Source organism: Sphingomonas sp. GW821-FHT03E12, assembly GCF_059420685.1.
Genome location: NZ_JBWKUF010000004.1, coordinates 130,516 through 156,139 on the forward strand (window position 1 = coordinate 130,516; position 25,624 = coordinate 156,139).

Annotated in this window: 23 protein-coding genes; 10 read left to right on the forward strand and 13 right to left on the reverse strand. The window is 66.6% G+C overall.

The genetic code is table 11. The annotated features are described in order from the left end of the window. Window positions 1-72: 72 nt before the first annotated feature. The 3 genes from AC07TU_RS13880 to AC07TU_RS13890 all read right to left on the reverse strand — a co-directional run bounded on the left by AC07TU_RS13880 (window position 73) and on the right by AC07TU_RS13890 (window position 4,855). Window positions 73-1,308 (reverse strand): helix-turn-helix domain-containing protein, encoded by a 1,236-nt coding sequence (locus AC07TU_RS13880; protein WP_495188510.1) that lies wholly within the window; start codon window positions 1,306-1,308, stop codon window positions 73-75. A 391-nt stretch (window positions 1,309-1,699) separates the two neighbouring features. Beyond that, window positions 1,700-2,125 (reverse strand): flagellar basal body protein, encoded by a 426-nt coding sequence (locus tag AC07TU_RS13885; protein ID WP_495188511.1) that lies wholly within the window; start codon window positions 2,123-2,125, stop codon window positions 1,700-1,702. Window positions 2,126-2,209: 84 nt separating this feature from the next. Continuing rightward, window positions 2,210-4,855, reverse strand: coding sequence for an autotransporter outer membrane beta-barrel domain-containing protein (locus AC07TU_RS13890; RefSeq protein ID WP_495188512.1), 2,646 nt, complete (start codon window positions 4,853-4,855; stop codon window positions 2,210-2,212). A gap of 104 nt (window positions 4,856-4,959) precedes the next feature. On the opposite strand from AC07TU_RS13890, the gene AC07TU_RS13895 reads away from it, so the two are divergent. From AC07TU_RS13895 to AC07TU_RS13930, 8 genes are all read left to right on the forward strand, one after another. Next, on the forward strand, window positions 4,960-5,997 hold the full coding sequence (locus AC07TU_RS13895; protein ID WP_495188513.1) for a flagellar motor switch protein FliG: 1,038 nt from the start codon (window positions 4,960-4,962) through the stop codon (window positions 5,995-5,997). A 4-nt stretch (window positions 5,998-6,001) separates the two neighbouring features. Beyond that, window positions 6,002-6,682: a FliH/SctL family protein gene (locus AC07TU_RS13900; protein ID WP_495188514.1), complete on the forward strand. Its 681-nt coding sequence runs from the start codon at window positions 6,002-6,004 to the stop codon at window positions 6,680-6,682. Window positions 6,683-6,848: 166 nt separating this feature from the next. Continuing rightward, a complete protein-coding gene (fliF, locus tag AC07TU_RS13905) occupies window positions 6,849-8,405 on the forward strand; it encodes a flagellar basal-body MS-ring/collar protein FliF (RefSeq protein WP_495189017.1) in 1,557 nt (518 codons plus the stop codon). 11 nt (window positions 8,406-8,416) lie between these two features. Then, on the forward strand, window positions 8,417-8,779 hold the full coding sequence (fliN, locus tag AC07TU_RS13910) for a flagellar motor switch protein FliN (protein WP_495188515.1): 363 nt from the start codon (window positions 8,417-8,419) through the stop codon (window positions 8,777-8,779). Beyond that, the gene (locus AC07TU_RS13915) at window positions 8,779-9,222 is read left to right on the forward strand and encodes a helix-turn-helix domain-containing protein (protein ID WP_495188516.1); all 444 of its coding nucleotides are present in this window, start codon (window positions 8,779-8,781) and stop codon (window positions 9,220-9,222) included. Before fliN ends, AC07TU_RS13915 begins: the two co-directional genes overlap by 1 nt. Window positions 9,223-9,240: 18 nt before the next feature. After that, entirely contained in the window at window positions 9,241-11,334 is a 2,094-nt protein-coding gene (gene flhA / locus AC07TU_RS13920) for a flagellar biosynthesis protein FlhA (RefSeq protein ID WP_495188517.1), read from the forward strand. A 76-nt stretch (window positions 11,335-11,410) separates the two neighbouring features. Further along, on the forward strand, window positions 11,411-12,796 hold the full coding sequence (locus AC07TU_RS13925; protein WP_495188518.1) for a flagellar hook-length control protein FliK: 1,386 nt from the start codon (window positions 11,411-11,413) through the stop codon (window positions 12,794-12,796). 12 nt (window positions 12,797-12,808) lie between these two features. After that, complete coding sequence (locus tag AC07TU_RS13930) at window positions 12,809-13,468, forward strand: flagellar hook assembly protein FlgD (protein WP_495188519.1); 660 nt, start codon at window positions 12,809-12,811, stop codon at window positions 13,466-13,468. A gap of 40 nt (window positions 13,469-13,508) precedes the next feature. Here the strand turns inward: AC07TU_RS13930 and AC07TU_RS13935 are convergent, their stop codons facing one another. Then, window positions 13,509-13,808: a hypothetical protein gene (locus AC07TU_RS13935; protein WP_495188520.1), complete on the reverse strand. Its 300-nt coding sequence runs from the start codon at window positions 13,806-13,808 to the stop codon at window positions 13,509-13,511. Window positions 13,809-14,120: 312 nt separating this feature from the next. Here AC07TU_RS13935 and AC07TU_RS13940 point away from each other — a divergent pair, with 312 nt between their 5' ends. Both AC07TU_RS13940 and AC07TU_RS13945 read left to right on the forward strand, forming a co-directional pair. Next, window positions 14,121-15,554 (forward strand): protoglobin domain-containing protein, encoded by a 1,434-nt coding sequence (locus tag AC07TU_RS13940; protein ID WP_495188521.1) that lies wholly within the window; start codon window positions 14,121-14,123, stop codon window positions 15,552-15,554. Between the two features lie 50 nt (window positions 15,555-15,604). Beyond that, window positions 15,605-17,347: a hypothetical protein gene (locus AC07TU_RS13945; protein ID WP_495188522.1), complete on the forward strand. Its 1,743-nt coding sequence runs from the start codon at window positions 15,605-15,607 to the stop codon at window positions 17,345-17,347. 44 nt (window positions 17,348-17,391) lie between these two features. On the opposite strand, the gene AC07TU_RS13950 is transcribed toward AC07TU_RS13945, so the two are convergent. From AC07TU_RS13950 to AC07TU_RS13990, 9 genes are all read right to left on the reverse strand, one after another. Next, on the reverse strand, window positions 17,392-17,778 hold the full coding sequence (locus AC07TU_RS13950) for a hypothetical protein (protein ID WP_495188523.1): 387 nt from the start codon (window positions 17,776-17,778) through the stop codon (window positions 17,392-17,394). 239 nt (window positions 17,779-18,017) lie between these two features. Continuing rightward, window positions 18,018-19,106: a protein-glutamate methylesterase/protein-glutamine glutaminase gene (locus AC07TU_RS13955; RefSeq protein WP_495188524.1), complete on the reverse strand. Its 1,089-nt coding sequence runs from the start codon at window positions 19,104-19,106 to the stop codon at window positions 18,018-18,020. Beyond that, entirely contained in the window at window positions 19,106-19,963 is an 858-nt protein-coding gene (locus tag AC07TU_RS13960; RefSeq protein ID WP_495188525.1) for a CheR family methyltransferase, read from the reverse strand. The genes AC07TU_RS13955 and AC07TU_RS13960 overlap by 1 nt, the downstream gene beginning before the upstream one ends. Window positions 19,964-20,043: 80 nt before the next feature. Next, a complete protein-coding gene (locus tag AC07TU_RS13965) occupies window positions 20,044-20,520 on the reverse strand; it encodes a chemotaxis protein CheW (RefSeq protein WP_495188526.1) in 477 nt (158 codons plus the stop codon). Beyond that, entirely contained in the window at window positions 20,517-22,316 is a 1,800-nt protein-coding gene (locus AC07TU_RS13970; protein ID WP_495188527.1) for a methyl-accepting chemotaxis protein, read from the reverse strand. Before AC07TU_RS13970 ends, AC07TU_RS13965 begins: the two co-directional genes overlap by 4 nt. Window positions 22,317-22,353: 37 nt before the next feature. Beyond that, on the reverse strand, window positions 22,354-22,875 hold the full coding sequence (locus tag AC07TU_RS13975; RefSeq protein WP_495188528.1) for a chemotaxis protein CheW: 522 nt from the start codon (window positions 22,873-22,875) through the stop codon (window positions 22,354-22,356). Between the two features lie 3 nt (window positions 22,876-22,878). Then, window positions 22,879-24,858 carry a chemotaxis protein CheA gene (locus AC07TU_RS13980; protein ID WP_495188529.1) on the reverse strand — a complete coding sequence of 660 codons (1,980 nt, stop codon included), beginning with the start codon at window positions 24,856-24,858 and terminating at the stop codon, window positions 22,879-22,881. Further along, on the reverse strand, window positions 24,855-25,223 hold the full coding sequence (locus AC07TU_RS13985) for a response regulator (RefSeq protein WP_495188530.1): 369 nt from the start codon (window positions 25,221-25,223) through the stop codon (window positions 24,855-24,857). Before AC07TU_RS13985 ends, AC07TU_RS13980 begins: the two co-directional genes overlap by 4 nt. Further along, on the reverse strand, window positions 25,220-25,546 hold the full coding sequence (locus tag AC07TU_RS13990; protein ID WP_495188531.1) for an STAS domain-containing protein: 327 nt from the start codon (window positions 25,544-25,546) through the stop codon (window positions 25,220-25,222). The genes AC07TU_RS13985 and AC07TU_RS13990 overlap by 4 nt, the downstream gene beginning before the upstream one ends. Window positions 25,547-25,624: the final 78 nt, after the last annotated feature.

Sequence of the window (25,624 nt, forward strand, 5' to 3'; positions counted from 1 at the left end):
ATTGGACCGATCGATCACCTTCACCCTCCATCATAGAGGGGAGAAGGTGACCGGCACGGTCCGGAGCGCGTCTTATTCGAACTGGGCGGACAAGACCGTCGCCACATCCTCGGGCGCGACCTCGTCGATGGCGATCTCCCGGTCGGGGTGCTCGCTATAGCCCAGCATGCGGCCCTGCCGGTCGAAGGTGACGGACAGCAGACGCAGTCCTTCCTGCTCGCGGATCACGGCCAGCCCGCCGGCGGATGGGAAGCGGTCCGGATCGACCACGACGATCGACCGGCCGGGCAGCCCGGACCCCAGGGTCGGCCGGCAGATGCGCAGGCCATAGGCACGCGGCCCTGCGTTGCGCGGCGCCTCCACCTGCTCTCCGGTTGCGATGCGGGCGACCAGACCGTCGTTCAGCGGGGCGCCGAACACGGGCAGCAGGCGAACGGTCGCGCTGTCCGACGCGTGGATGGTATCCAGCACATCGTCTGCGGACGTGGCAGTGCCGCCGATGAGAAACGGCTTTGCCGGCACCGGCTGGGTTGCCTTGCCGCGGCGGCGCGGCGCGGCGGCATGGTCCTGCTGAAGCGCATCCCGCAGCGCCAGGACCTTGGCGCGGGTCTTGCCGATCCGCGTTTCAGGATTGGCGACCAGCGGCAGGAATGGATCGAGCGCGTTTTTCACATGCGCTTCGGCAAGGCAGGTTTCCAGCTCCCCGGCGTCGGCGACGTCGAACAGGCGGAACAGCGCCTGCTGGATGTCGGCGTTCCATCGGTCGAACGGCTTGTAGGCGTTTTCGATACGCGAAAGAATGACGGGGGCGATGCCGTAGTCCACCTCCAGCGCGGTGATGGTCAGCCTGTCGTCGGCCGCGCGTCGCGCGCGCAGTGCGGCGGCGAGCAGGACCGCTTCGCTCTCCGCTTTCGGATCGACGCTGTCCGGCGCCTGAAACTCCGCGGCCCAGGCTGCGATGTCGAAGTCCGGATCGTCGATATCCACCAGCAGGTGCGCCGGATCGACCTTCAGCGCCGCGCCGATGGCCTGGAGCTCGTCGGCGCGGGCGAAGATCTCGCCGCGTTCGATCTTCGAAAGGCGGATATAGGTTATCGACCCGATCAGCTGCGCAAGCTGCAGCAGCGAACCGATATTGTTGCCTCTCCTATATTCGCGGATATTGTTCGGAAAGATGAACGCGCGAAACGTGTCGATGCCGGAGATCGGCTTCAAAATCGCCTTCGCTCCCTGATTCTTCTGGTCGGAGCGGCGATTGCCCTTAATCATGGCGCCCTCTGTGTTTGCTTTGGTCTCAGAAATTGTCATCCACTCCTTGGGCGGCACGATTCTTGTGACACATGACAATGATCGGTGATTAGAATCCGGAATCGCCGCGGCACGTTTATCATGGCTTTTCCATAAGAATGTCGAGACGTTCACTACTCATTCCGGCTAGTCCGGCGAAACGCGCCTCTGAGTCGGTTGTTCCCGAGAATTTGAGGATAGCTTCATAATTTCCGCCGTTTTTGGTGATTGCAGGCACCATGCGAGAGGGACGGGGCGCCCCATTCCCGAATCCCATGGGTCCTCCTATGTGTCATCCTATCAGGAGCGCATGTCCGGAGGCTGAACGGGCGGACGTGCACGCGCGACGGGACCCGCAGCCGTTCAATGGGCCGCGAGTCCGGCAGCATCGCGCGAAGCGGGCGGGAAGGGGTCAGCCTCGCCCGATGGCGGATTTCAGCAGGCTGACCTGTTTGCGGTAGAGGTTGGTCATCGCCGCGAAGTCGGACTGGACCTTGCCCATCTTGAGCAGCTGATCTTCCAGCGTGACGTTGTTGCCGTCCGGCTTGGTCTCGCTGATGTCGCCGTCCAGCATCACGCCGCCACCGCCTTGCGGCGGACGGGCACCCAGCGCCGACATGCCGGCCGACAATTGCACCTGCGGGCGGCGGACGTTCGGCTTTCCGCTGCTGCCGCCATAGACTTCGACCAGTGAGGAGAAGTCGGGTGCGGCGACCGTGCGCGCCTTGAAGCCGGGCGTCTCGCCATTGGCGATATTCTCCGCGATCACCCGTTGGCGATGCGACAGGTTCTTCATCGACTGGCCGATGCCGGCGAGCAGGGACGGGGTGGAGGTCATGGCTCTGGAGGTTCCTTCAGGGCGAGTTTGCGGCGCTCGACTGGCGCCGATGATGGTTGAGTGGAGGCGATCGGAGGTTCGCGGCTAGCCGCCGAGGCGGCTCAATGCCGCCTGATATTGGGCGAGTCGGCCCTGCTGATACGCCGAGCCGCTGCCAGTGACCGTTCCGTTGACCTGCGCTTCCTTGCCCGCATCCCAATAGAGCGAGCGATAGGCGCTTTGCGTCATCGACAGGGCGGCCTTGATCTTGGCCAGCGCAGCGGTGGCGGATTTCTCGTCGGTCAGCGTCAGCGTGTCCGTCAGGTTCAGACTATAGGTTCCGCCGGGCGTGACCTTCGGCGCATTCGCGGGCTTGGGTGCGGCGGCGACCAGCCGCACAGGCGCCATCCCGAGCTTGGCGAGCGCGTCGCTGCCCTTCGGCCCAGCAATCAGCTCGATATCGTGTCCGGTCCTGGCGTCGATCCGCAGCACCTGATCGTCACCGACCTTTGCCGCGGTGGCAGTGCCCTTCGTCCCGGTGATGCGCTGGACCTTTTTCGCCAGCGTCGCCATCGTCTCGTCCTTGCCGATGGTGATGGTGCGCACCGCGCCGCCATCGACCCGCAGGCTGAACTTGTCACCCTCCTTCAAGGTGGTCTGAGAGGAGATCGTAGCCGAAACCGTCTGGTTGAGCGTTCCGCGGCCAAGACCGAGTGCGCCGAGCGCCGTCGCGCCCCCGGTCGCCGCGGTGATCTTCACCGGCTCGACCGTATGGGTGGTAAGCCCCCATTGCTGCACGTCCTGGATCGCTCCGGTCGCGGTGTCGACCCGCGCGACGAAGCCGTCCACCTTGCCGCTCTTGCTGCCCTCCAGCGCGCCATTGGTGCGGCCGCCGATATAGAGCGCGCCGTTCATATAGGTGACGCTGTCCGCTTGTTCGTCGTCGGCGGTGCCGACATAGCTGGTGCTTGCCGAGGAGAGATCGGCGGCGATGCGCGTGACAAAGGCGTCGCGCCCGCCGCTGATGCCATTGGTCTGCGCACCGCTGACGGCGACGCTTGCCGCACCCACGACCGCGATCTCGCCGCTGTCCGATACTGCTATGGCGCGGGCATCGACCGCGCCGAGGCTGACCGAACCGAGATCGGTCGACAGCGCCTGGGCGTCGATCCGCATCAGCGTGGCGTTCGCGCCTTGCTTGGTCAGCGCCAGCAGTTCGCCCGAACCGTCGATCGCCAATGCCGTGATCGCATCGGACCCGCCGCTGTCGAGAGTCCGTCGTTCCTGGATCTTGCCGGTAGCGCTGAGCTTCACGATGACCGAGTCTCCGCCCCCGGTGGAGGCGCGGCCCGCGACGTAGAGGCTGCCATCGTCGCCGACCGCGACGGCACTCGCGCTTTCATTGCCCACCTGCCGGATCGAAGTCGCGAAGTTCTGTGTGCCGCTGGCGGTGAAGCGCGCGACCAGCATGTCGGTCTGGCTGTCGTCGCCGCCGTTGAACGCGCCGCTCACCGTGCCTGCGACGACGATGTCGCCATTCGCCGCAATGGTCACCGCGGCGCCTTCGCCTGTGCCCGCCGCGCCCAGGCTGCGTTGCCACATCACCTTGCCTTCGCTGTCGACCTTGGTGAGGAACAGGTCGTTGACGCCGTCGGACAGCGAACTGCCCAGGTCGCCGGCGGTGGTGCCGACGACATAGCTGAAGCCTTGCGCATCGGTCGCGATGGCGCGCGCCGTGGTGCCGGCATAGACGACGGGCTTGTCCGGAGCTTTGCCATCCTTGGCATTGGCGGCGGCAACCGCTTGCGCCTGCGCCGTAGCCTTGCTGTCGATCGCGTTGATCGTGCTCAGCCGCTGCGCTTCGAGCGAAGCGGCGGGATCGTCGATGCGGAAGACCTGGGCGGAGACCGGCCCGTTCGTCGCGGTCCTCCCGCTCGCGATCATCAGCGCGTCCTTGGAATTGACCTGATCGATCGACACCTTCTCGATCCCCGCGGCGGTGAATGTCAGTCCCCAGGTGTCGCCGGTCTTCTCGACCGCGAAGCGCGACTGCCAGCCGGTCGATCCGATCGCGGTATTGAGCGCCGCGGCCACCGAATCCAGCGTCGGCGGCTGCGGCGTCCCCGACAGATCGACCGTGACCGTCTGAGTCGACGTTCCGCGGGCGAGCGAGATGCGGAACACCTCATTGCCGGTCATCCCTGTCACCGCCGCATTGCGCGTCTTGTTGACGCCTTCGCCGAAGGTCTTGCCCAGGCTGTTGGCGGCGTCGATCCCGACGCTCTGGCTGCGCCGCGTAGCCATACCGAAGTTCAGCGTCAGCAGATCGGTTTCGGCCTGGCCGAGATAGGCCTGGAGGTCGCTCAATCCCTTGTCGAACACCTTCTGCAACGCCGCGCGCTCGGTCGAGGAGGTCGTCTTCTTGGCCGCGCTTTCGGCGAGGATGCGCAGCGTGTCGAGCGCCTTGTAGGTCGTGAAGGCAGTCTGGATGTCCGGCAGATCCCCGAGCGAGTTGTCGCCTTTGGTGTCGATGATCGTCGACAGGCGCTTGATCGCCGCAATCTGCGTGCTGACGGGTGCCTTGCTCGGTTCTGCCTGCCAGGGGGGCGTGGTCGCAGGCGTGGTGAAGGCCTTTTTGGCCTTGATCACCGCAGGCGTGAGCGCGGCGCCCGCATAATAGGACGAAAAGACGCCGCCCGATCCGCCCAGCAGGGAAAGGCCGGTCAGGCCGCTGAATATATTTGTCGCCACGCAGTCCTCCATCGCCGGAAGCTGCCGGCACTCTCCTATAAGATAGAGGAGTGCAGTCCCGATCCGGTCCACCGGCGGGGCAATATTTTGGGGAATATGCGCAGATGACGATGATGACGGCGCCAATCGGCGAGCCGCCCGAACTCAAGAAATATTCGGGGCTTCAACGCGCCGCCGCGCTGATGCTGGCGCTGGGCCGCGAGCATGGCGGGCCGATCTGGGAACAGCTTTCGGTCGAGGAGGTCAAGGAACTGTCCTCCGCGATCGCGCAGCTGGGCCGCGTGCCGTCGGTCGTGGTCGAGCATCTGCTGGTGCAGTTTTCCGGCGAGGTGTCGAGCATGGCGTCGCTCCACGGCTCGTTCGAGACCGCGGAGCGGCTGCTGGACGGCATTTTGCCCCCCGACCGGGTCAAGGAGATCATGGAGGATATCCGCGGACCGTCCGGACGCACGATGTGGGACAAGCTGTCCAATGTCAGCGAAGCGGTCCTCGCCGGCTATCTCAAGAACGAATATCCGCAGACCGTCGCCGTCATCCTGCACAAGCTGCGCTCCGACCATGCCGCGCGCGTGCTCGCCGAGCTGCCGCGTGATCTGGCCACCGACGTCGTCATGCGGATGCTGAAGATGGACACGGTACAGAAGGACGTGATCCAGCAGGTCGAGCATACGCTGAAGAGCGAGTTCATGACGAACCTGTCGCGTGCGCAGCGCCGCGACCCGCACGAGACGATGGCGGAACTGTTCAACGCGCTCGACCGCTCGACCGAGGAAGCGATGCTGAGCGCCCTCGACGATCGCGCGCCGGAATCGGCGGAGCGTATCCGTGCGCTGATGTTCACCTTCGAGGATCTGGCGAACCTGTTGCCGAACGCGATCCAGACGATCGTGCGCAACAGCAACAAGCGCGAACTGGCGCTGGCGCTGAAGGGCGCACCGGAGGAGATGAAGCAGATCTTCTACCGCGCGATGACCGAGCGTGCCGCCAAGCTGATGCGCGACGACATGGCCGCGATGGGGCCGGTGCGCGCACGCGAATGCGAAGAAGCGCAGGCTGCGCTGGTCCGTCTTGCCAAGTCGCTGGGAGATCGTGGAGAAATCATGCTCGTCGATCCCAAGAGCGACGATGCGATGATCTACTGACGCCATGATGGAGGCGGCAATTTCGATAAAGCCCTTTGGCTTCGACCGTGTGTTCCGCTTCGGCTCGGCGCCGGAGGAGGAGCCGCTTCCGGTTGCGCCGGGCGAACTGCAGGCGCAGATCGCCGCGCTTCAGGAACGCATCGAGGAGATGCGCCGGAACGAGGAGACTGCGCTGCTCAAGGCCCGCGCCGAAGGTGTGGCCCAGGGGCTGGCGCAGGCGCGGAGCGAGCGGGCGGAAGCCATGCTGTCCGCGACCGACGCGCTCCATGCCGCGCTGGATGAGCTGAGCGGGCGATGGGAAGAGCAAAGCGATCGGATCGCGCATGAGGCGGCCGAGGTCGCGCTGAGCGCGGCGGAGATGATCGCCGGGCACGCGATCCGGCAGGAACCGGCGCGTGCGATCGACGAGGCGCTGGGCCGGGCACTGCGCCAGGTGGCGCGCGGCACCGCCCTGCTGATCCGGGTCCATCCCGACAGCCTCGAGGATGTCGAGCGGCTGGTCGCGGAACGCCGCGCCGGGGAACGGCGTGCGCTTGAGATCACCGTCGTTGCCGATGAGGCGATCGCGCCGCACGACGCGCATGTCGGCTGGGCCGAAGGCGGCCTGGTCGTCGACGCCGCCGCGCGCCACACCGCCGTGCTGCGCGAACTTGGCAGCCTGATCGAGCGCGAAGGGGACGCGTAAACTTTTCCCGCATCCGGCAAGAGTTGCCTAGCTGGTCCTCCTATAATGAAATGGGGGACGGCCAGGGGGGCCGCCCACTCTCTCAAGCAGAGAAGAAGAGGCTGCCTTGAACCTGAACGCCTTTCGGAATTTCATCGAGCAGATCGGCCCGCGTCGCGCCCTGCTGATGGCCGGCGTCGCCGCCACCCTGCTGGTCGGCATCGGCTATCTGGCCCTGCGGAGCCCGGCGAGCGAGATGGGCTTTCTCTATACCGACCTCGAGCCCGCCGCCGCCCAGGCGATCAGCGAAAAGCTGAAGGGGCAGGGCGTCCCGTTCCAGCTTTCAGCCGACGGCACGTCGGTGATGGCGCCGGTGGACAAGCTGCCCGAGCTGCGCATGGCGATGGCCGGCGAGCAGCTGGGCGGCAAGATCGGCTATGAGGTGCTCGACGCCGAACAGCCCTTCGGCATGTCGGCGTCGCGCGCCAAGCTCAACGAGACCCGCGCGATCGAGGGCGAGCTTGCCCGGTCGATCGAGAGCCTGGAGCGCGTCAGCAAGGCGCGCGTCCACCTCGTCATGCCCGAGCGCGCGATGTTCGAGACCGAGCGGCGCAAGGCGACGGCCGCGGTCACGGTCAAGACGACCGGCCGCCTTCCCGGGGAATCGGTACAGGCGATCCGCCATCTGGTCGCGGCCGCCGTGCCCGAATTGTCGCCCGAGAGCGTCTCGGTCGTCGACCAGTCGGGCGCGCTGCTGGCGCGGGCCGGGGAAAGCGGCGGTGCAGGATCGTCCGAGATGGACGAGCGCCAGAGCGCGGTCGAAACCAAATTGCGCTCGGAGATCGAGGCGATGCTCGCGCCGATCGTCGGCACCGGTAAGGTCCGCGCGGAGGTTGCCGCCGTGCTTGAGCGCGATCAGGTGCGCGAGGAGGCCGAGACCTTCGATCCCGACACCCAGGTCGTCGCGCGTCAGGTCACGGTCGAATCCAACGACCAGAATGACGAGAACGCCGCGGGTGCGGAGGGTGTCACCGTGGGTGCGCAGCTGCCCGACAACCAGGCCGCGATCAACGGCACCGGCGGTGAAAGCCGCCGCTCGGCCCGCAATGAGACGTCGGAGGACGTCACCTATCAGAACAGCCGGACCCAGAAGGTCAGTGTCCGGTCGCCCGGCAAGGTCTCGCGTCTTACCGTCGCGGTGATGGTCGATGGCGGCCCCAAGGGGCTTCCGCAGGCCGAGATCCAGCGGCTCCAGCGCCTTGTCGAGAATGCGGTCGGCTTCGACGCCGAACGGGGCGACAATGTGGTGGTCGAGAATATGAGCTTCGCCGCGCCGGGCGAGCTGGAAGGCGCGGAGGGCGGCCTGCCGTTCGGCCTGACCGCCGCCAACCTGCTCGACCTTGCCAAATATCTGCTGATCGGCGGCGTGGTCCTGTTCGCGATCCGGATGCTGCGCCCCAAGGCCGGCCCGGGTGCGGCGGAGGCCGAGCCGGCCGAGCATTTGCTGACGCCGCGCAACGACGAGATGGCGGCGCTGGCCCAGCGTGCGGCGGACGGCGACGAGGACGCGATGCGCGAGCTCGAGGCGATGCGCGCTCAGGACGTGCCGCTGCTCGATGAGGAGATCGCGCTCGCCCAGATCGACGGACGGATCAAGGTCTCCGCGCTCAAGCGCATCGGCGACGCCATCGCCGCCGGACCCGCGGAATCGGCGTCGGTGATCCGCCAATGGATGAATGCATGAAAGGGGAAGCCATGAGTGAAGAAACTGAACCCCGGCAGCTGACGCCGGCCCATCTGACCGACGGGGCCGATGGCGACGTGGAGATGAACGCCGACCCCAACTGGTCGCCGCGTCCCAGCGCACCGCCGGTGCCGGACGACCTTCACGCCGTGTTCGACGTGCCGGTCAAGGTCCAGGCGATCCTGGGCCGGGCGCGGATGGACATTGGCGAGCTGCTGCGGCTGAAGCCGGGCATGGTGGTCGAACTCGACCGCCGCGTGGGCGAGCCGGTCGACATCTTCGTCAACAACCGCCTGATCGCCCGCGGCGAAGTCGTTCTGATCGACAGCGCACTGGGCATCACCCTTACCGAAATTGTGCGACAGGAGCGATAATGCCCGCACTGGAACAGGATCCGACCCGCCTGATGCTGGTCGGCGACCTCAACAAGGCGATGGGCCTGGCGGTCGAGATGGTGCGCGGTTCCGCCGCAAGCATCGCGATCGGTGCGGCGGACCATCAGGCGCTGGAGAATTGGCGCCGCACCGTCAGCGAACTGGTGGTGGTGGATGTCGCCATCAACCTGCCCGACGTCATCGCCCGGCTGCGCGGCGAACGCGGGCCGGATCAGCCAATGACCGCCGCGGTCGAGGATCTGGTCGGCCGCACCGTCGACGAGGTTGAGCGCGCGCTGATCCTTCAGACGCTCGAGCGCTGTCATGGCAACCGCACCATGGCCGCCGCGATGCTCGGCATTTCGGTGCGGACCATCCGCAACAAACTGCGCAGCTTCGTGGCCGAAGGCCTCACCCGCCTGCCCGGCGCGCTGCACCACTAATCGGATCGGAACCCGTCGATGAACGTCCAACTGCCCGCGAAGATCAACGAGATGATCGCGCGCCTGGGCCCCGGCCGCGATCTGGTGCTGGGGCTGGGCGTGACCGGCATCATCGCGATGCTGATCCTGCCCATGCCCGGCTGGCTGCTCGATCTGGGGTTGGCGCTGTCGATCACGGCGTCGGTGCTGATCCTGATGACGGCCTTGTTCATCGACAAACCGCTCCAGCTGTCGAGCTTTCCGACGATCCTGCTGATCGTCACGATGTTGAGGCTGGGCCTCAACCTCGCCTCGACACGGCTGATCCTGGGACATGGTCATGAGGGCGTGCATGCTGCCGGCGGGGTGATCGCGGCGTTCGGCGAGTTCCTGATGGGCGGGCAGACGGTGATCGGCCTCACCATCTTCGCGATCCTGATCGTCATCAACTTCGTCGTCATCACCAAGGGTGCGGGGCGCATCGCCGAAGTCGGCGCGCGCTTCAGCCTCGACGCGATGCCGGGCAAGCAGATGGCGATCGACGCCGACCTCAACGCCGGCACGATCACTGAGACGCAGGCCAGAGAGCGCCGTGCGGAGATCGAGGCGGAGAGCGGCTTCTACGGCGCGATGGACGGTGCGTCGAAGTTCGTGAAGGGCGACGCGATCGCCACGCTTCTCATCACCGCGATCAACATCGTTGTCGGCCTCATCATCGGCGTCGCCATTCACGGCGTACCCTTTGGCGAGGCGTTCGAGACCTATACGATCCTGACCGTGGGCGACGGGCTGGTCAGCCAGATCCCGGCGCTGGTCGTCTCGATCGCGGCCGGCTTGCTGGTGTCGAAGGGCGGCATTGCGGGCAAGACCGGCGCGGCGCTCGGCGAGCAGCTGGGCCGCTATCCCAAGGCCTTCGGCGTGGTTGCGGCGCTGATGCTGGCGCTGGCGCTGGTGCCAGGCCTGCCCTTCGCCCCCTTCGCACTGTTCGGCGGCATCTGCGGCTGGCTGGCGTGGAGCATGAGCAAGAAGGCTGAGGCCGCGGCGGTCGAGGAACGCCTGGCGCAAATCGTGGCGCAGCAGGAGACCGAGCAGGTCGAGGAACCGATTTCGCATACCCTGGCGATCGACGCGCTGCGGATCGAGCTCGGCTATGGCCTGCTGCCGATGATCAACGACGCCAGCGCAGAACCGCGGCTGGACGATCAGGTCCGCGCGTTGCGGCGGCAGATGGCGATCGATTTCGGCTTCGTCCTGCCGTCGGTCCGCATCCTCGACAACATGGCGCTCCAGCCCAACGAATATGTCGTCTACGTCAAGGAGACCGAGATCGCGCGCGGCGAGCTCCGCATCGGCAAGCTGCTCGTCATCAACGCGGGCGGGGAAGAGACGGGCATCCGCGGCGAACCCACCAAGGAGCCGGTATTCCAGCTCCCGGCGCTGTGGATCGACCGCGACATGCGCGAGGAGGCCGGGTTCCGCGGCCTGACCGTGGTCGATTGCGGCACGGTCGTTACCACCCACCTGACCGAGATCGTGAAGGACAATATCGCCGACCTGCTCTCCTATGCCGAGACGCAGAAGCTGCTGAACGAGGTCCACAAGGACGCGGAGAAGCTGATCGCCGACCTGATCCCGGCCAAGATCTCGATCTCCGGCGTCCAGCGCGTGCTGCAGAACCTGCTGGCCGAGGGCGTGTCGATCCGCGACATCCCGACCATCCTGGAGGGGGTGGCCGAGGCGACGGCGATGACGGGCAGCCTGACTCAGGTGACCGAGCATGTCCGCGCCCGCCTGTCGCGTCAGATTTCCGCGCAGCAGACCTTCGACGGCACGATCCCGGTCGTGACCCTGGGCAGCCAGTGGGACGAGGCCTTTGCCGAAAGCATCGTGGGGCAGGGGGAGGAACGCCATCTCGCCATGGCGCCGTCGAACCTTCAGGCGTTCATCGGCGCGGTGCGCGAAGCCTATGACCGTTTCGCCACCCAGGGCGAAATCCCCTGCCTGCTCACCAGCCCGCCGCTGCGCCCCTTCGTCCGCTCGATCATCGAGCGGGTCCGTCCGGCCACCGTCGTGCTGTCGCAGAACGAGGTTCATCCGCGCGCGCGCCTGCGCAGCCTGGGAATGATCGGCTGACGCGACCGCGGCGCCGGCAATCCCTCTATAATAGTCTGACGGGCGCGTTCACCGCTCGCCTCAAGATCGAGAGTCCATGACTGCATCAGCGATCCTCTCCGCGCCCACGCCATTGACGGGCGCCGTCAGCCAGCCGCTTCCGGAAACGGGAACCGCGCTGCCTATGGCAGCCGCCGTCTTCGGCGCGCTGGTCGACGCCACGACCGCCCCGCCTGCGCAGCCGGCCGCTGCCGCGCCGCGAATCGATCCTGCGGTTACGCCCGCTGCTGTACCCGGAGCGATCGCGCCGGCCGGCACGGAGCCGGGTGCGATGCCCGGCACGGGCGAGTTGCCGGCGCTGATCCCGGAAGTCGCCGTCGACCTGCCCGCGCTACCGCCGACGCGTGGGAGCGAAGGCCAACCGGCCGCGCCGGTTCCGGGCAAGCCGTCGGTGCGCGCGGATGAACCCGCGTCTGAGGTAGACGCCGCACCTTCCGAACCGGGGCAGCCCGTGATCATGCAGCCTCAGCTGCCCGCTCAGGATCAGACCGCCGTCATGGCCGGCACGCAGACGGAGCCGACTCCGGCGCTCAAGGAAGAGGCCGCCGATCCGGCTGCGAGCGAAGCTGACGGGGACGAGGTCACCGCGCAGCCGGCTGTGGCAGCGCTGCAAACCCCGGTTCCTTCGGCCGGCGCGGCGCAGCCAGCCGCGCAGGCGGCTCCGGCGGCTTCCGCGAAAGCCGACGCGGATGCGCCCGAGGCGGTTTCGGAGATCAAGCGGCCGAAAGCGGCCAAACAGGCCCATGCGACGGCGAACATGCCGATGTCCGGCGGCAAGGAAATGCCGGCGGGTGATACGGCGCGGTCTGCCGCGCAGGGCGTGGCGGCTGCCAGCGCGGCTACGGATGTGCCTGCAACCGCCGACCAGTCCGATGCGGGACTGCCGTCGCCGCTGCTGACCCAGACGATGGCGCCGGTGACCAGCCGCCCCGCCGCCGCACCCTATCCGCCGGCCGCGCAGACGTCTCCGCAGGCGCCGGTCGTCGCGGCTCAGCCCGGCCGCATGGGCGCCGATATCGGTGTCGAAATCGCCAGGGCCGCCAAGGGGGACCGGGAGGATCTGCTGATCCGGCTCGATCCGCGCGACATGGGGCGTATCCATGTCCGCCTGTCCTTCGACGGCGATGGCGTGCTGCGCGCGGTGATGTCCGCCGAGAGCCCGGGCGCGCTCGAAATGCTGCGGCGGGAAAGCGGCGATCTCAACCGCGCACTGGCCGATGCGGGCATCCGTTCTGACGCCCAGTCGCTCCGCTTCGACGCGCGGTCCGGCGATCAGGGGCAGGGCGGCGGCCACAGCGGACAACGCGGGCAGCAGGCGCAGTCGGGCGGGTCGCAGGGGCCGGCGGGCGATAGCGGGGCCGATCTCGCCGATGTGCATTACCGACCGCTGCGCTCCAGCGGTCAGGTTGACCTCATGGCATAAGGACGAAGCAGGATGACGACGATCAACGCAAATGCTGGCGCGAACGGCCAGAACAATTCCGGATCGCCGCTGGCGGGGCTGTCGAAGGACTACACCATGTTCCTGAAGCTGCTGACGACCCAGATGCAGCATCAGGATCCGCTCGATCCGATGGACACGTCCGAATACACCCAGCAGCTGGTGCAATATTCGCAGGTCGAGCAGTCGATCCAGCAGACCGGTACGCTGAAGGATATCCTGTCGCAGTTGGGCGCGCAGCAGATGTCGCAGGCATCGGGCTTCATCGGGCGCGAGGCGCGCTTCGATTCCGCCGTCGCCGGCCTGGGCACCGATCCCGCGACCTGGACCTATCATGTGAACGGGACGCCCACCGCGATCACCGCGACGATCACCGATGCGTCGGGCAAGGTCGTGAACACGGTGACGCTCGATCCGAAGGCGCAGGGCCGGTTCGAATGGGACGGCAAGAAGAGCGACGGCACCCGCGCGCCGGACGGCGCCTATACGCTGGCGGTCAAGGCGACCACGGCGAGCGGCGACAAGCTGGAGACCACGATCAACTCGGTGGCCAAGGTCACCGATGTCGTCGCCAGCGGCGGGGAAATCATGCTGGGCGTCAACGGCATCCGCATGCCGCTCTACGGGCTGGTCGCTGTCTCGGCCGGCACGTGATCGAACGGGGCTGGTCCGGACGCCGGATCAGCCCTTGAGGCTAGTCGCCGCCACGCCGCGCCGGAGCGCCTTCGGCGTCGATGGATACATTCGTCATGGTGCAGCCCGCGATCCGGGCGGGAAGCGCCAGCGCCATCAGGCAATCGGCGATCGACGGATCTTCCTGCGGGCCGATCAGCTCGACGATGTCATCGATCGACGCATCGATGTGGCTGCTGCAATGCCGGGCTGCCGCCTGCCAAAGAGCGGTTGGGCATTCGACCCGCAACCTCAATCTGAACTCGAACTCTATTGCCGGCATATCGGCCGCGACGACGGTGGTTTCCAGCCCATCGAACATCTTTGCACACGCTCTCGATCATGATCCCCGCCCCACAGGGCGCGCGATTGGCAGATATGTAGAGACCGTCCCCCGAACCCTGAGATGACGTTGCGACAGCTTGTATGACCTTCCAACTAAGGGGTTCCCCTTATTTGCATCGGCGGAACATCGCCTTTCGGCCGGTTCGGCGCACGCGACCGTTGACGCAGGCAGCCTGCCGGCAGGGCAAGATAAACCGCGCCGCGGGACCGGAAATGCGGTTCCCGTCCTATCATAACAACATGCGGTTTTCGGTCGGCGCCGTGCGCCTGATCGCAATGAGGGCGAAAGATGAGTGTCACGGACATTGAAGCGCGGCTCCGGTTTTTCGAGCTGAGCGAGAGGCAACGCGACACGCTTCGGGCATCGCGCCCGATCGTCGAACGTTGCATCGGGTCTGCCCTCGACCGCTTCTACGCGCGCGCGCGCGCTACCCCTGAAACCGCCCGTTTTTTTCGTGACGACGCGCATATGGCGTCCGCGCATGCCGCGCAGACGCGGCACTGGATGCACCTGATCAACGGCCGGTTCGACGCCGATTACTATGACAGTGTGCGCCGGATCGGCGCAGTCCACGCCCGTATCGGCCTTGAACCGCGCTGGTACATCGCGGCGTACAGCCTGGTGCTGGAGGAAGTCGTCCGCGCCGTCGATCGCTCGGCCTCGCCGTGGAAGCGATTGCTGGGCCAGCGCGCCGCACGGAGCGAGATGATCGCGGCGCTCACTAAGGCGGCGCTGCTTGACATGGAATTGTCGATCTCGGTCTATTTCGAGGAAGCGGCGGCCGAACGGAATCGGGCGATCGCGACGCTGGACGCCGCATTGGCGCGGCTGGCGGACGGCGATCTCGCGGAGGATGTCGCCGGACTGCCCTCGGCCTTCGCTTCGCTCGAACGCTCTTACAACATGACGCTGGCCAATCTGCGCGCGACGATCGGGTCGGTGGTCCAGGCATCCGGTGCCATCCAGGGCGGTTCGCACGACATCGCCGCAGCATCGGAGGATCTGGCGCGCCGCATGGAAAGCAACGCCGCAGCGCTCGAACAGACCGCCGCAGCGCTCGGCCAGATCGAGGCGCGGGTCAGGACGACCGCGTCGGGCGCGCGCGAGACGCTGACGATCGCGGACGAGGCGCGCACGGCGATGGAGCAGGGCAAGAATGGCGCGAGCGACGCGGTCCAGACGATGACCGTGGTTCACGAGAGCGCCCGCGGCATCGACACGGTGATCGAAGGGGTCGACAAGATCGCGTTCCAGACACGCGTTCTGGCGATGAACGCGGCGGTCGAGGCCGGCCGCGCCGGAGAAGCGGGCCGTGGCTTTGCCGTGGTGGCTGACCTTGTCCGCGCGCTCGCCATGCGGGCAGAGGAGGAGGCGCGCAAGGCGCGCGAGGGCCTGTCCGCAACCCAGTCCGAGATCGAGCTTGCCGTCGGCGCCGTGAGCCGGGTGGATGACGTGTTGAACGGCGTGGCGACGCAGTTCGAACGCGTCCACGCGCTCATCGCCCAGATGTCGGATGACAATGCGGCGCAGTCCAGCGCGATTTCGGAGATCAACACGGTCGTCGGAACGATGGATCAGGCGACACAGCAGAACGCATCGATGATCGAGCAGAATACCGTGTCCGCCCGGTCGCTGCATGGTGACGCCACCCGGCTGGCCACGCAGGCAGGCCGTTTCCAGGTCCACCAGGCTGAAATGCGACGGGCGACCGGGGGCCGCTGAGCGCCCGCGCACCCGCAACCAACCGGCAGACAGCCAGACAGGAGATTTTCGTGCAGGGTTCGACGGCGGTATGCGCGGTCAACGGCGACACATCGCCGCTTGGCGTTATCGGTACGGAACTGGCGGGATTGGCGGCCAGCCTCGATGCGCGCTTCGTCAGCGCGGGTACGGCATTGGCGAGTGCCTATGAGATCGCGGAACGGCTGGTTTCCTCGCTTGAAGGGGTGACCAACGCCATGAACCGGCAGGCGACCATGACGGCGATCGAAACCATGCGCCTGACCGCCGATCGCCTGACCGGCCTGCCGATGGAGCAGGCCCGGCGTCAGCAGAGTCTGGATGCGATCCAGGACTCCAGCGGCGAATTGTTCCAGCATCTCAAGCAGATCCGTCGAACCCTGTCCTTCCTCAACATCTGCGGCCTCAACATCAAGGTGGCCGCGGCCGGGGCGGACGGCTTTGCGAGCTTTGCCGATCACATGGTCGCCAAGCTGGAGCAGGCCGAACGGCAGGTGGACGAGTTCGAAGCCGAAATCTCTCAGCTAGGGCAGGGTATCCGCGACATGGCCGCGGCCGACACGCTGCTCGGCCGCGAGTGTGCGGCGGTCATCCCGCGCGTGCCGCAGAAGCTGGCCGCCGACGCGCTGACCTTGCAGGAGCTTCAGGGCAGCAGCGCCGCGCTGGCGGAACAGATTGCGGAGCTTGCGCGCGACATTCGCAGCAAGGTGGCGGTGGCGCTGGGCGCGCTGCAGATCGGCGATATCACGCGCCAGCGGCTCGAGCATATCTCGGAAAGCATCGCGCTGCTCGACGCCCACGTCGCAGCGTCGGGCGAGGCGCCTGCGACCAGCCGGCATCTGGTGGATCATGTCACCGCGCTGGCTGCTGCGCAGGCCGCTGACACCGTCGCGGATTTCCTGCGCGAATCCCGGACGCTCGCCGGCAGCCTGCAGGGTATCGCGCCCGATGCGGCGCGGCTTGCCGAAATGCGGCAGGGCGGCGGCAGCGGTGGCGACATCCAGCAGGTGCTCCAACGGCTGGAACAGGATATCGGCGGGGTCGCCAACGTCACGCGGCAGCTGTGCGCGGCAGAGGCCGACAGCGCCAAGCTGGGTCATGCCACGTCGCGAGCGGCCGACAGCCTGCTCGACCGGCTGAAGGCGGTCAATCGCATCCAGAAGGATGTCGAGCAGATGGCCTGGAACACCGCACTGCAATGCCGCGGGCTCGGCGCCGACGGCCGCGGGCTGGCGGTGATCTCGGAGGAGATCCAGTCCTTCTCCCGCCGGCTGGCCGGGATCTGGGAGATGGTTTCGCAGAGCTTCGACCGGATCGACAGCGCCGCCCGTATGATCGGCGATGCGCAGACGGGCGAAGCCGCGCCCGACATCAACGCGATGCTGTTCCAGTCGCTGCATGCGATCAAGGATGGCGGCGTCCGCATGGCGGAGAGCTTGTCGGGCGTTGATCAGGACGCGATGCGGATCGGCGCGATGCTCCACGATACGACCGGCGATATCGGTGGCGATGCGGAGATCGGCCCGGCGCTGACGCAGGCGGTGGAGGGGCTGGCGGAACTGGCGCGTGCCGTCGAGATCCAGCCTGAGGCGGAGATGGCCGAACCGGCGCAGCAGGCGCTGTCGGCGCTGATGGATCAGATCGCTGCGCGCTACACCATGGCGCGGGAACGTGAGATCCACCGGACGTTCCGGCCCGCGGGCGCGAACGACGACCTTCCAGCGCCGGCGGCCGCGGAGGACGACGACGATCTGTTCGACGACGGGCTGTTCTGAAAGAGGAAGGGGCCGAATGACCTCCGGTCGAAGCCGACGGACATTCAGGTGCCGTCGTAGTCAGACCAGATTTCGTCGAGATCAACCGGATCGACCTTCTCAAGGGACGATACTTCCTGAACCGCGCGTCGCTCGTAAAACTGGCGAATGACATCGACGCTCGGTGAGTAAAATGCCTGCTGGTCCCAATGAGCACATTTTTCATGTGCCCGCTGCACTCCTAGCCAAAAGGATCGTCGGTGATCAGAATTCAAACCTCTCAGGTCGAAATCCATGAAAGGTGCAACGCGATCTGAAACATCTACCAGCCAGCGCGATAGTCGAGCGTCTGTGTCGGAGATGGCTTCTCCGATGGACGCAAGCGCTCCGCTAAAGCCCATGTTGCTTGCGCAGATGTCGCTGCCATCCTCAAGTTTTACGATGCATGCCATCCACGGAGCATCGCTTTGTGAGCGACAACTTGCAACTGCCGTCTCCCACCCATAGCCGCCCGGCTTGCAATGTTGGAATTGGTTTGCTTGCATCGATCAGCCGCATGGCAACTGCTCTTTGAGTCCGTCGATACGCCCGATTCGATGGCGATACCGAACCTCCGCCGGACAAAGGCGGCGAACTTGACAGCATAAATCGCGTTTCGCGTAACATCGTCAACTTTGTCCGCCCCGATAGCCTATCGGTCTGCTGCTTGGAGCAGCGCGCGGGCGATGGTCTGGAGCGGCGCCACTTGCTCGGCCGCGCCGCGCGCGATCGCTTCCTTGGGCATGCCGAAGACGATCGAGCTGGCTTCGTCCTGCGCTATCGTTCGCGCACCCGCCTCGCGCATTTCGAGCAGTCCGCGTGCGCCGTCGTCGCCCATGCCGGTCATGATGATCCCGACCGCGTTGGAGCCGGCATTGCGTGCTGCCGATCTGAACAGCACGTCGACCGAGGGCCGGTGGCGCGACACGAGCGGCCCGTCGCGCACGGACACGTGATAGCGCGCGCCCTGCCGCTCCAGCATCGTGTGCTTGCCGCCCGGCGCGATCAGCACATGGCCGCGCAGCACCGGATCGCCGTTGCTGGCCTCCTTGACCGCCACTTCGCACAGACCGTCGAGACGGCGGGCGAAGGCCTTGGTGAAATGTTCTGGCATATGCTGGACGATGACGATGCCCGGCGCATTGGCGGGCAGCGCCTCCAGCACCTCGCGCAGCGCCTCCGTCCCGCCGGTCGATGCGCCCATGCACACGACCATCTCGGTGGTGCGGCTCATCGCGCGGCCGCTGGGCGGCGGGAGGACCGCGTCGGCAGTCAGTTTCTTCTCGGGTTCGCGGCCTGTGGAGGGGCGGGGCGGGCGCTTCCCGCCGACGCGCGCGCCGGCCGCGGCCTTCACCGTCTCGCGGATCTGGAAATGCTGCTCGATCAAATGATCCGCCACGCCGATCCGCGGCTTCAGGATGACATCGACTGCGCCGGCCTCCAGCGCCTGGAGCAGCGTCTCCGACCCCTCTTCGGTCAGTGAGGAGCACATGACGACGGGGACGGGGCATTGGCTCATCAGCTTGCGCAGGAAGGTGATGCCGTCCATCCGCGGCATCTCGACATCCAACGTGATGACATCCGGCACCTCGTCCTGGATGTAGCGTGCGGCGCTGAAGGGATCGGCGGCGGCGGCGATCACTTCGATCTGCGGATCCTCCTGCAGGATCGCGGTCATCGTCTGCCGCACGCTGGCGCTGTCGTCGATGACCAGCACGCGAACACGCTTCTGGCCGCTCATCACTTGCTCCGTTGGAAGACGGTGTTGGCGACCTGCGTCAGCGGCAGATCGAACCCCGTGATCGATTCCGAATGACCGAGGAACAGATAGCCGTTGGGCGTCAGCTTCTCGGCAAGGCGTGCGACGACGGCCCGCTGTGTCGGCTTGTCGAAATAGATGAGGACGTTGCGGCAAAAGATCAGATGCATCGGGCTGCCGATCGGATAGCGATCGTCCATCAGGTTGAGCCGGGCGAAGCCGATCGCGCTGCGCAGCTCGGGTGCGATCCGCACGTCGCGCCGCTTCGGATCGACCGGGCGCCGCACATAGCGGCGCGCCAGCGGGTCGGGCACGGGCTCGAGCTGGTCGGCCGGATAGATGCCGCGGCGGGCGGTTTCCAGCACCTCAGTGTCGAGGTCGGTAGCCAGGATGCCATAGGAAAGGCCATCGCTGCGCGCGGCGAAATCGTCGAGCAGCATCGCCATCGTATAGGCCTCTGGTCCGGTCGAGCAGGCCGAGCTCCAGGCCCGGACCGTACGGACCCCGGCGTCGCGAAGCGCGGGCAGCGCCGTTTGCTCCAGAAAGTCGAAATGGGCGGGTTCGCGGAAGAAATCCGTCTTGTTGGTGGTCACCGCGTTGATGAGGTGCAGCGCCTCGTCCGCCAGATGCCCTTCGTCGAACAGCCAGCTGCAGTAGCTTTCGAGATCGTCGGTTCCGGTGGCGCGCACCCGGCGGCGCAGGCGCCCCTCCAGCATGGTGAGCTTGCCGGCGGGCATCTTGATCCCGGCATAGTCATGGATGAACCCGGCCAGCCGCGCGAAATCGCGCTTGCTCAGATGGTCGCCCGAAACGGTCTGGCTGGCGGCGGCAACAGGCATGGAGGCTCCCTAAAGGGCGTGTCGGAGACGGGGGAAACGGGTCCCGGCGGCCGATGTGGCCGCCGGGCAGGAGGGATGCTTCAGGCCGCCGCAGCGGTGAGCACCGGCGAGGCTTCGTTGGCGAAGATCGCGTTGACATCGACCAGGACGACGAAGCCGTCCTGTCTGCGTACGACCCCGGCAATGTAGTCGGAGGGCCACTCCGCGCCGATATCGGGGGCGCCCTCGATCTCGTCAGACCGGACGCTGCTGACCTCGATCACCCGATCGACCACCAGCCCGAGCAGCAATGTCCGGTCGGCGAGCGGCACCTCGATCACCAGGATGCGCGTCGCGGACGTCGCATCGGCGCGAGGCAGACCCAGCCGGAGCCGGAAATCGATGGTGGTGACCCCCTGTCCGCGCAGATCGGTCAGACCCAGCAGATAGTCCGGCCCGCCGGGGATGCGGAAGGTCTCGCGATAGTCGAGGATCTCCTTCACGAACGTCACCGGCACGGCGAAGACTTCCGCCCCCAGACCGAAGGTGACGGCCTGGATTTCCTCGACCGCGCTCATGCCGCCTGCGCCCCGAACTCGGCGTCGTCCGCATCGGGACCGCCATGATTGAGGTCGAGCGCGAAGCCAGCGACACGCGCCTTCTGATCGGCGATCGAGTTCGGCTTGGCTTTGGTCTTGACCGTGGCAGGGCGTGCCGCGGCCGGGCGAACGACCGGTGCCGGAGCCGAGCGACGGGCCTTGCCCTGATCGTCGATCCGGAAATAGGCGATGCTGCTCTGCAGTTCCTCGGCCTGGGCGGCGAGCTCTTCCGAGGTGGTCGAGATCTGCTCGGACGCGCCCGCATTCTGCTGCGTGACCTTGTCGAGCTGCTGGATCGCCTCGTTGATCTGCGACGCGCCGACATCCTGTTCGCGGCAGGCAGCGCTGATTTCGGAGACCAGCTCGGCGGTACGGCGGATATCCGGCACCAGCTTGGTCAGCATCTCGCCAGCCTCGGTCGCGGCCTTGACCGTGTCGGTCGACACCGCGCCGATCTCGGCGGCCGCGGTCTGGCTGCGCTCCGCGAGCTTGCGGACTTCCGATGCGACGACCGCGAAGCCCTTGCCATGCTCGCCCGCACGGGCGGCTTCGACCGCCGCGTTGAGCGCGAGCAGGTCGGTCTGGCGCGCGATTTCCTGCACGATGCCGATCTTCTCCGCGATGGTGCGCATCGCGCCCACGGCGCGATCGACGGCGACGCCGCTGGCCTCGGCGTCCTTGGACGACTGGCGCGCGATCTTCTCGGTCTGCGCCGCATTGTCGGCATTCTGTTTGATGTTGGCGGCCATCTGTTCCATCGATGCGGAGGCTTCCTCGGCGGCGGCGGCCTGTTCGGTTGCGCCCTGAGAGACCTGTTCGCTATTGGCGGACAGTTCCTGGCTGCCGGCGGAGACGTTCTCCGCAGCCGCGCCGGCATCGCCGACGACACCGCGCAGGCGATCGATCATCCGCACCAGCGCATGGCCAAGGGTATCCTTGTCGGACAGCGGCTTGTGGGTGATGGTCAGGTCGCCATCGGCGATCTTGTCGGCCAGGCCCGCGCTGACGCGCAGATTGGCGGTCATGCTGTTCACCGTATCGACCAGATCCTTGATCTCGTCGTTGCTGGTGATCTTCACGTCCTGATCGAGATCGCCGATCGCGACCGCGCTGATGACGGTACCGATGTTCTTGAGGCCGCGCGACACGATCATCGAGATCCAGAGCGCACCGGCGACGGCGATCAGCAGCGCCGCAGCCGACACGGCGAACAGCAGCGTGCGCGAAAAAGCGTAGAGTTCGTTGGTTTCCTTGTCCACGCGCTCCATGTCGACCGATGCGGCCGCGATCAGCTTGGTGGTGCTGTCTTCCATCAGATTGTTGAAGCGGCTGGAGTCGGTGAAGGAGATCTTCCGGGCGGTGTCCAGGTCGCCAGACGAGGCCAGCGCGCGAACCCTCTCGTTGATCGGCCGATAGGCGGCGAAATCCTGGCGCAACTTGCTCCAGATCGGCTTGGTGTGTTCCGGCGCGCGACGTTCACCCTCAGTGGTCAGCTCGTCGACCTGCTTCAGCGCCGATGCGGTGTCGCTGTTGAATTCAGCCAGCTTCGCCGGATCCGTGTTCATCATCATGTTCCGCTCCATGCGGAGCAGAATGCTGAGCTGGTTGGCGGCGGTCAGCGCGAGTTCCTGGCGCTTGGCCGGACCTTCGATGAGCGCGGTGATCGCGGTGTTCAGCGTCGCCATCTTCGTGATTCCGATCACGCTGACGGCAAGCAACATGACGGCGACGACAGTGAAGGTCGCCCCCAGCTTCATTTTTATGGTGGCACGCATCCTGATCAATCCTTGTAGGTGGGGTCGGAAATGACCGTCAGTGAATGAGGGTGAGATGCGGTTCGGCTGACCTGGCCGGCGCATCGAGCGATCGGAAAATGGCGGGAAGATCGGGCAGGAGGACGACGCCCTCATCCCGGCGCACCAGTTCACGCAGATAGTCGCGGCGCCAGCGCATCCCGACCAAAGGCGGCTGTTCGCTGGCACCGCGGTCCAGCGTGGTCACTTCGTGAACCTTGTCGGTGCGGATGCCGAGCTGGATGCTTTCGCCGTCCAGCTCGATTTCGATGACGACGATCCGGCTGTCGACGGTGGCGTCGGCCGCGGCCATGCCGAAGGCGAGGCGCAGATCGGCGACCGGAATGATCCGCCCGCGGAAATTGACGACGCTGCCGACCAGCGGCAGTGCTCCCGGCACCGGCGTTTCTGGCAGGAGATCGACGATCTCCCGCACCAGAAAGGCTTCAAGCGCCAGCGTCTCGCCCTGAAGGTCGAAGGTCAGCACTTCCAGCTGGCCCTGCGCGTCCCACGGTGTGGGGGTGGTGATGCGATCGGTCATGGTTCAGCCAGCGGCGCGAAGCCGCTCCTCCTGGTTGCGGCCGATGTCGACGAGCTGCGCCACGTCGAGGATCAGCGCGATCCCGCCGTCGCCCAGGATGGTCGCGCCGGCGAAGGTGGTGACATTGTGATGCAGCGCGGACATCGACTTGATCACCGTCTGGTGGCTGCCGATGATCTGATCGACGACCAGCCCGACCCGCTCGGTTCCGGTTGCGATGACGACGATCTTCTGGAAGGCGTCGGGCTTCGTGCCGGTCGCGAACATCTCGCGCAGGCGCAGGAACGGAACCAGGCTGTCGCGCAGCGTGATGAAGCTGCGGCCGCGGGTACGCAGGTCCTGTTCGAGCGACAGTTCGAGGCACTCCTCGACCGCGGCGAGCGGGATCACATAGCGGCCCGAGCCGACCCGGACGAGCAGCCCGTCGATGATCGCCAGCGTCAGTGGAATGCGCAGGGTGATCGTCGATCCCTTGCCGGGCGCGCTGGCGACGTCGATCGCGCCGCGCAGGCTTTCGATGGTGCGCTTGACGACGTCCATGCCGACCCCGCGCCCCGACAGGTTGGTGACCTGTGCAGCCGTCGAGAAGCCGGGATGGAAGATCATCTGGAGCAGGTCCTGATCTGCCAGCACCTGTCCGGGCTGGATCAGCCCCTGTGCCTCGGCCTTGGCGCGTACCCGGTCGCGATCGATGCCGCGCCCGTCGTCCTGAATGGTGATCACGACCTCGCCGCCGGCCTGATGCGCCGAAAGGCGTACGGTGCCGGTGGCTGCCTTGCCGGTGGATGCGCGCTGATCGGGCGTCTCGAGGCCGTGGTCGCAGGCGTTGCGGATCAGATGGACCATCGGGTCCGCCAGCCGTTCGATGACGGTCTTGTCGACTTCGGTAGCCTCGCCCTCCGTCACTAGCTCGATCGACTTGCCGGTCTCGCGCGACAGGTCGTGGACGAGGCGACGGAACCGGTTGAACAGCGATGCGACCGGCACCATGCGCAGCACCATCATCGTGTCGCGCAATTCGCCTGCTAGCCGTTCGATCTCTTCCGACACCGAACGCAATACCATGTCATGGCCGCTGCCCTGTGCCAGCTGCGACAGGCGGCTTTGCGCGATCACCAGCTCGCCGACCCGGTCCATCAGCTCGTCCAGCCGTTCGGCGGGAACCCGGACGCTTTCGTCGGCCTTGGCAGCCGCGGTGGCCCGGGCGGGCGGCGACGCGGCCTCGGCGGTGGCAGCCGGAGGCGGCGGCGCATCGGCAGGCGCTTCTTCCGGCCCGGCCTCAAGCGGTTCGCAGGCCAGCTCCATATCGTCCATCACGAAGATGAAGACGTCCTCGATTGCGCTCATTGGCACGTCGCCGCGCAGTTCGACTTCCCAGCCGACATGGTTCTCGGTCGGGGTCAGGTCGGCCAGCGGCGGAATCCGGTCGGTCAGTGCGTGCACGGCGCAATCGCCCAGATCGCGCAGCTCATCGAGCAGCATCAGCGGATTGGTGCCGTTCGCCATGGCATCGGCAGGGAGGCGGAGACGCAGCCGCCAGCCGCTCTTGCTGGCGGGGCGGCTTTCATCCGCCGGTCTGCGAGCGGGCGCGGCATCCGGGTCGGGCGCGCCGCCCGCCGCTTCGATCGCAGCCTGAAGCCGCGCGAGGATGGCGTCGCCGGTTGCCCGGTCCTGATCGCCGTCGATCAGCAGGCGCATATGGTCGCGGGCCGACAGGATGACGGCGACCAGTTCCTGCGTCGCGGGGGCAAGCCCCTTGCGGACGCGATCGAAGGCGGTTTCGCAGTGATGGGTGAAGGTGGCCAGCGCATCGAAGCCGAACATCGCGCCCGAGCCCTTGAGCGTGTGCAGGCCGCGGAACACCTCATCGACCAGTTCGCGGTCGTCCAGCCGTCCGGTGAGGTCGAGCAGACCATGTTCGATCTGGTCGAGCAGGTCGCCAGCCTCGACACGGAAGGCGGCGATGGGATCCTGGCCGCTCACCGGCCCAGCACCTTGCGCGCGACGCGGATCAGCTGGTCGGGAACGAAGGGCTTGACCAGCCAGCCGGTCGCCCCGGCGGCCTTGGCCTGCGCCTTCATCGCATCGTCGGATTCGGTGGTCAGGAAGATGATCGGCGTGCCGCAATAAGCGGGCAGCTTGCGCATCTCGCGGATCATGGTCAGCCCGTCCATGTTGGGCATGTTGAGGTCGGTGACGACCAGGTCGAACTGGCTCTCGCCGGCCCTTTGCAGCCCCTCGACGCCGTCGCCGGCCTCGGTCACGGCGTAGCCCGCGCCGGTCAGCGCAATGCGGATCGCCATGCGCAGGCTCGGCGAGTCATCGACGGTCAGGATCGATGCAGTCATTGCGGCAATTCTCCATGGAACCAGAAATCGATATCGGCGGGGTTGCTCGTGAAGCCTGCGCGCTGGAGCAGCGCCGCAATCGGGGCGCCGGCGGTGGCCGGGCCGGCCAGCTTCAGCGAGCCGCCGACGCTGTCCATCTGGTAGCGGGCGGCATAGACGACCTGCACGAAGCTGAGATCGGCTTCGGTGACGCCGCCGATGTCGAGCAGGACGCTGGAATGGGAACCGCAGGCGTCGCGCAGTTCGGACCTGAACTCCGCGACGGTCCGCATCGTGACGGAAGGCGGCGCGTTCAGGCGAAAATCGGTGGCACCCTCGTTCATCGTCACAACCCCCAGACCCCGTAGCGAAGCTTCACTCCGCCATTATAGGAGCGGGGCGAGGGGCTCCGGTTCGGCGGA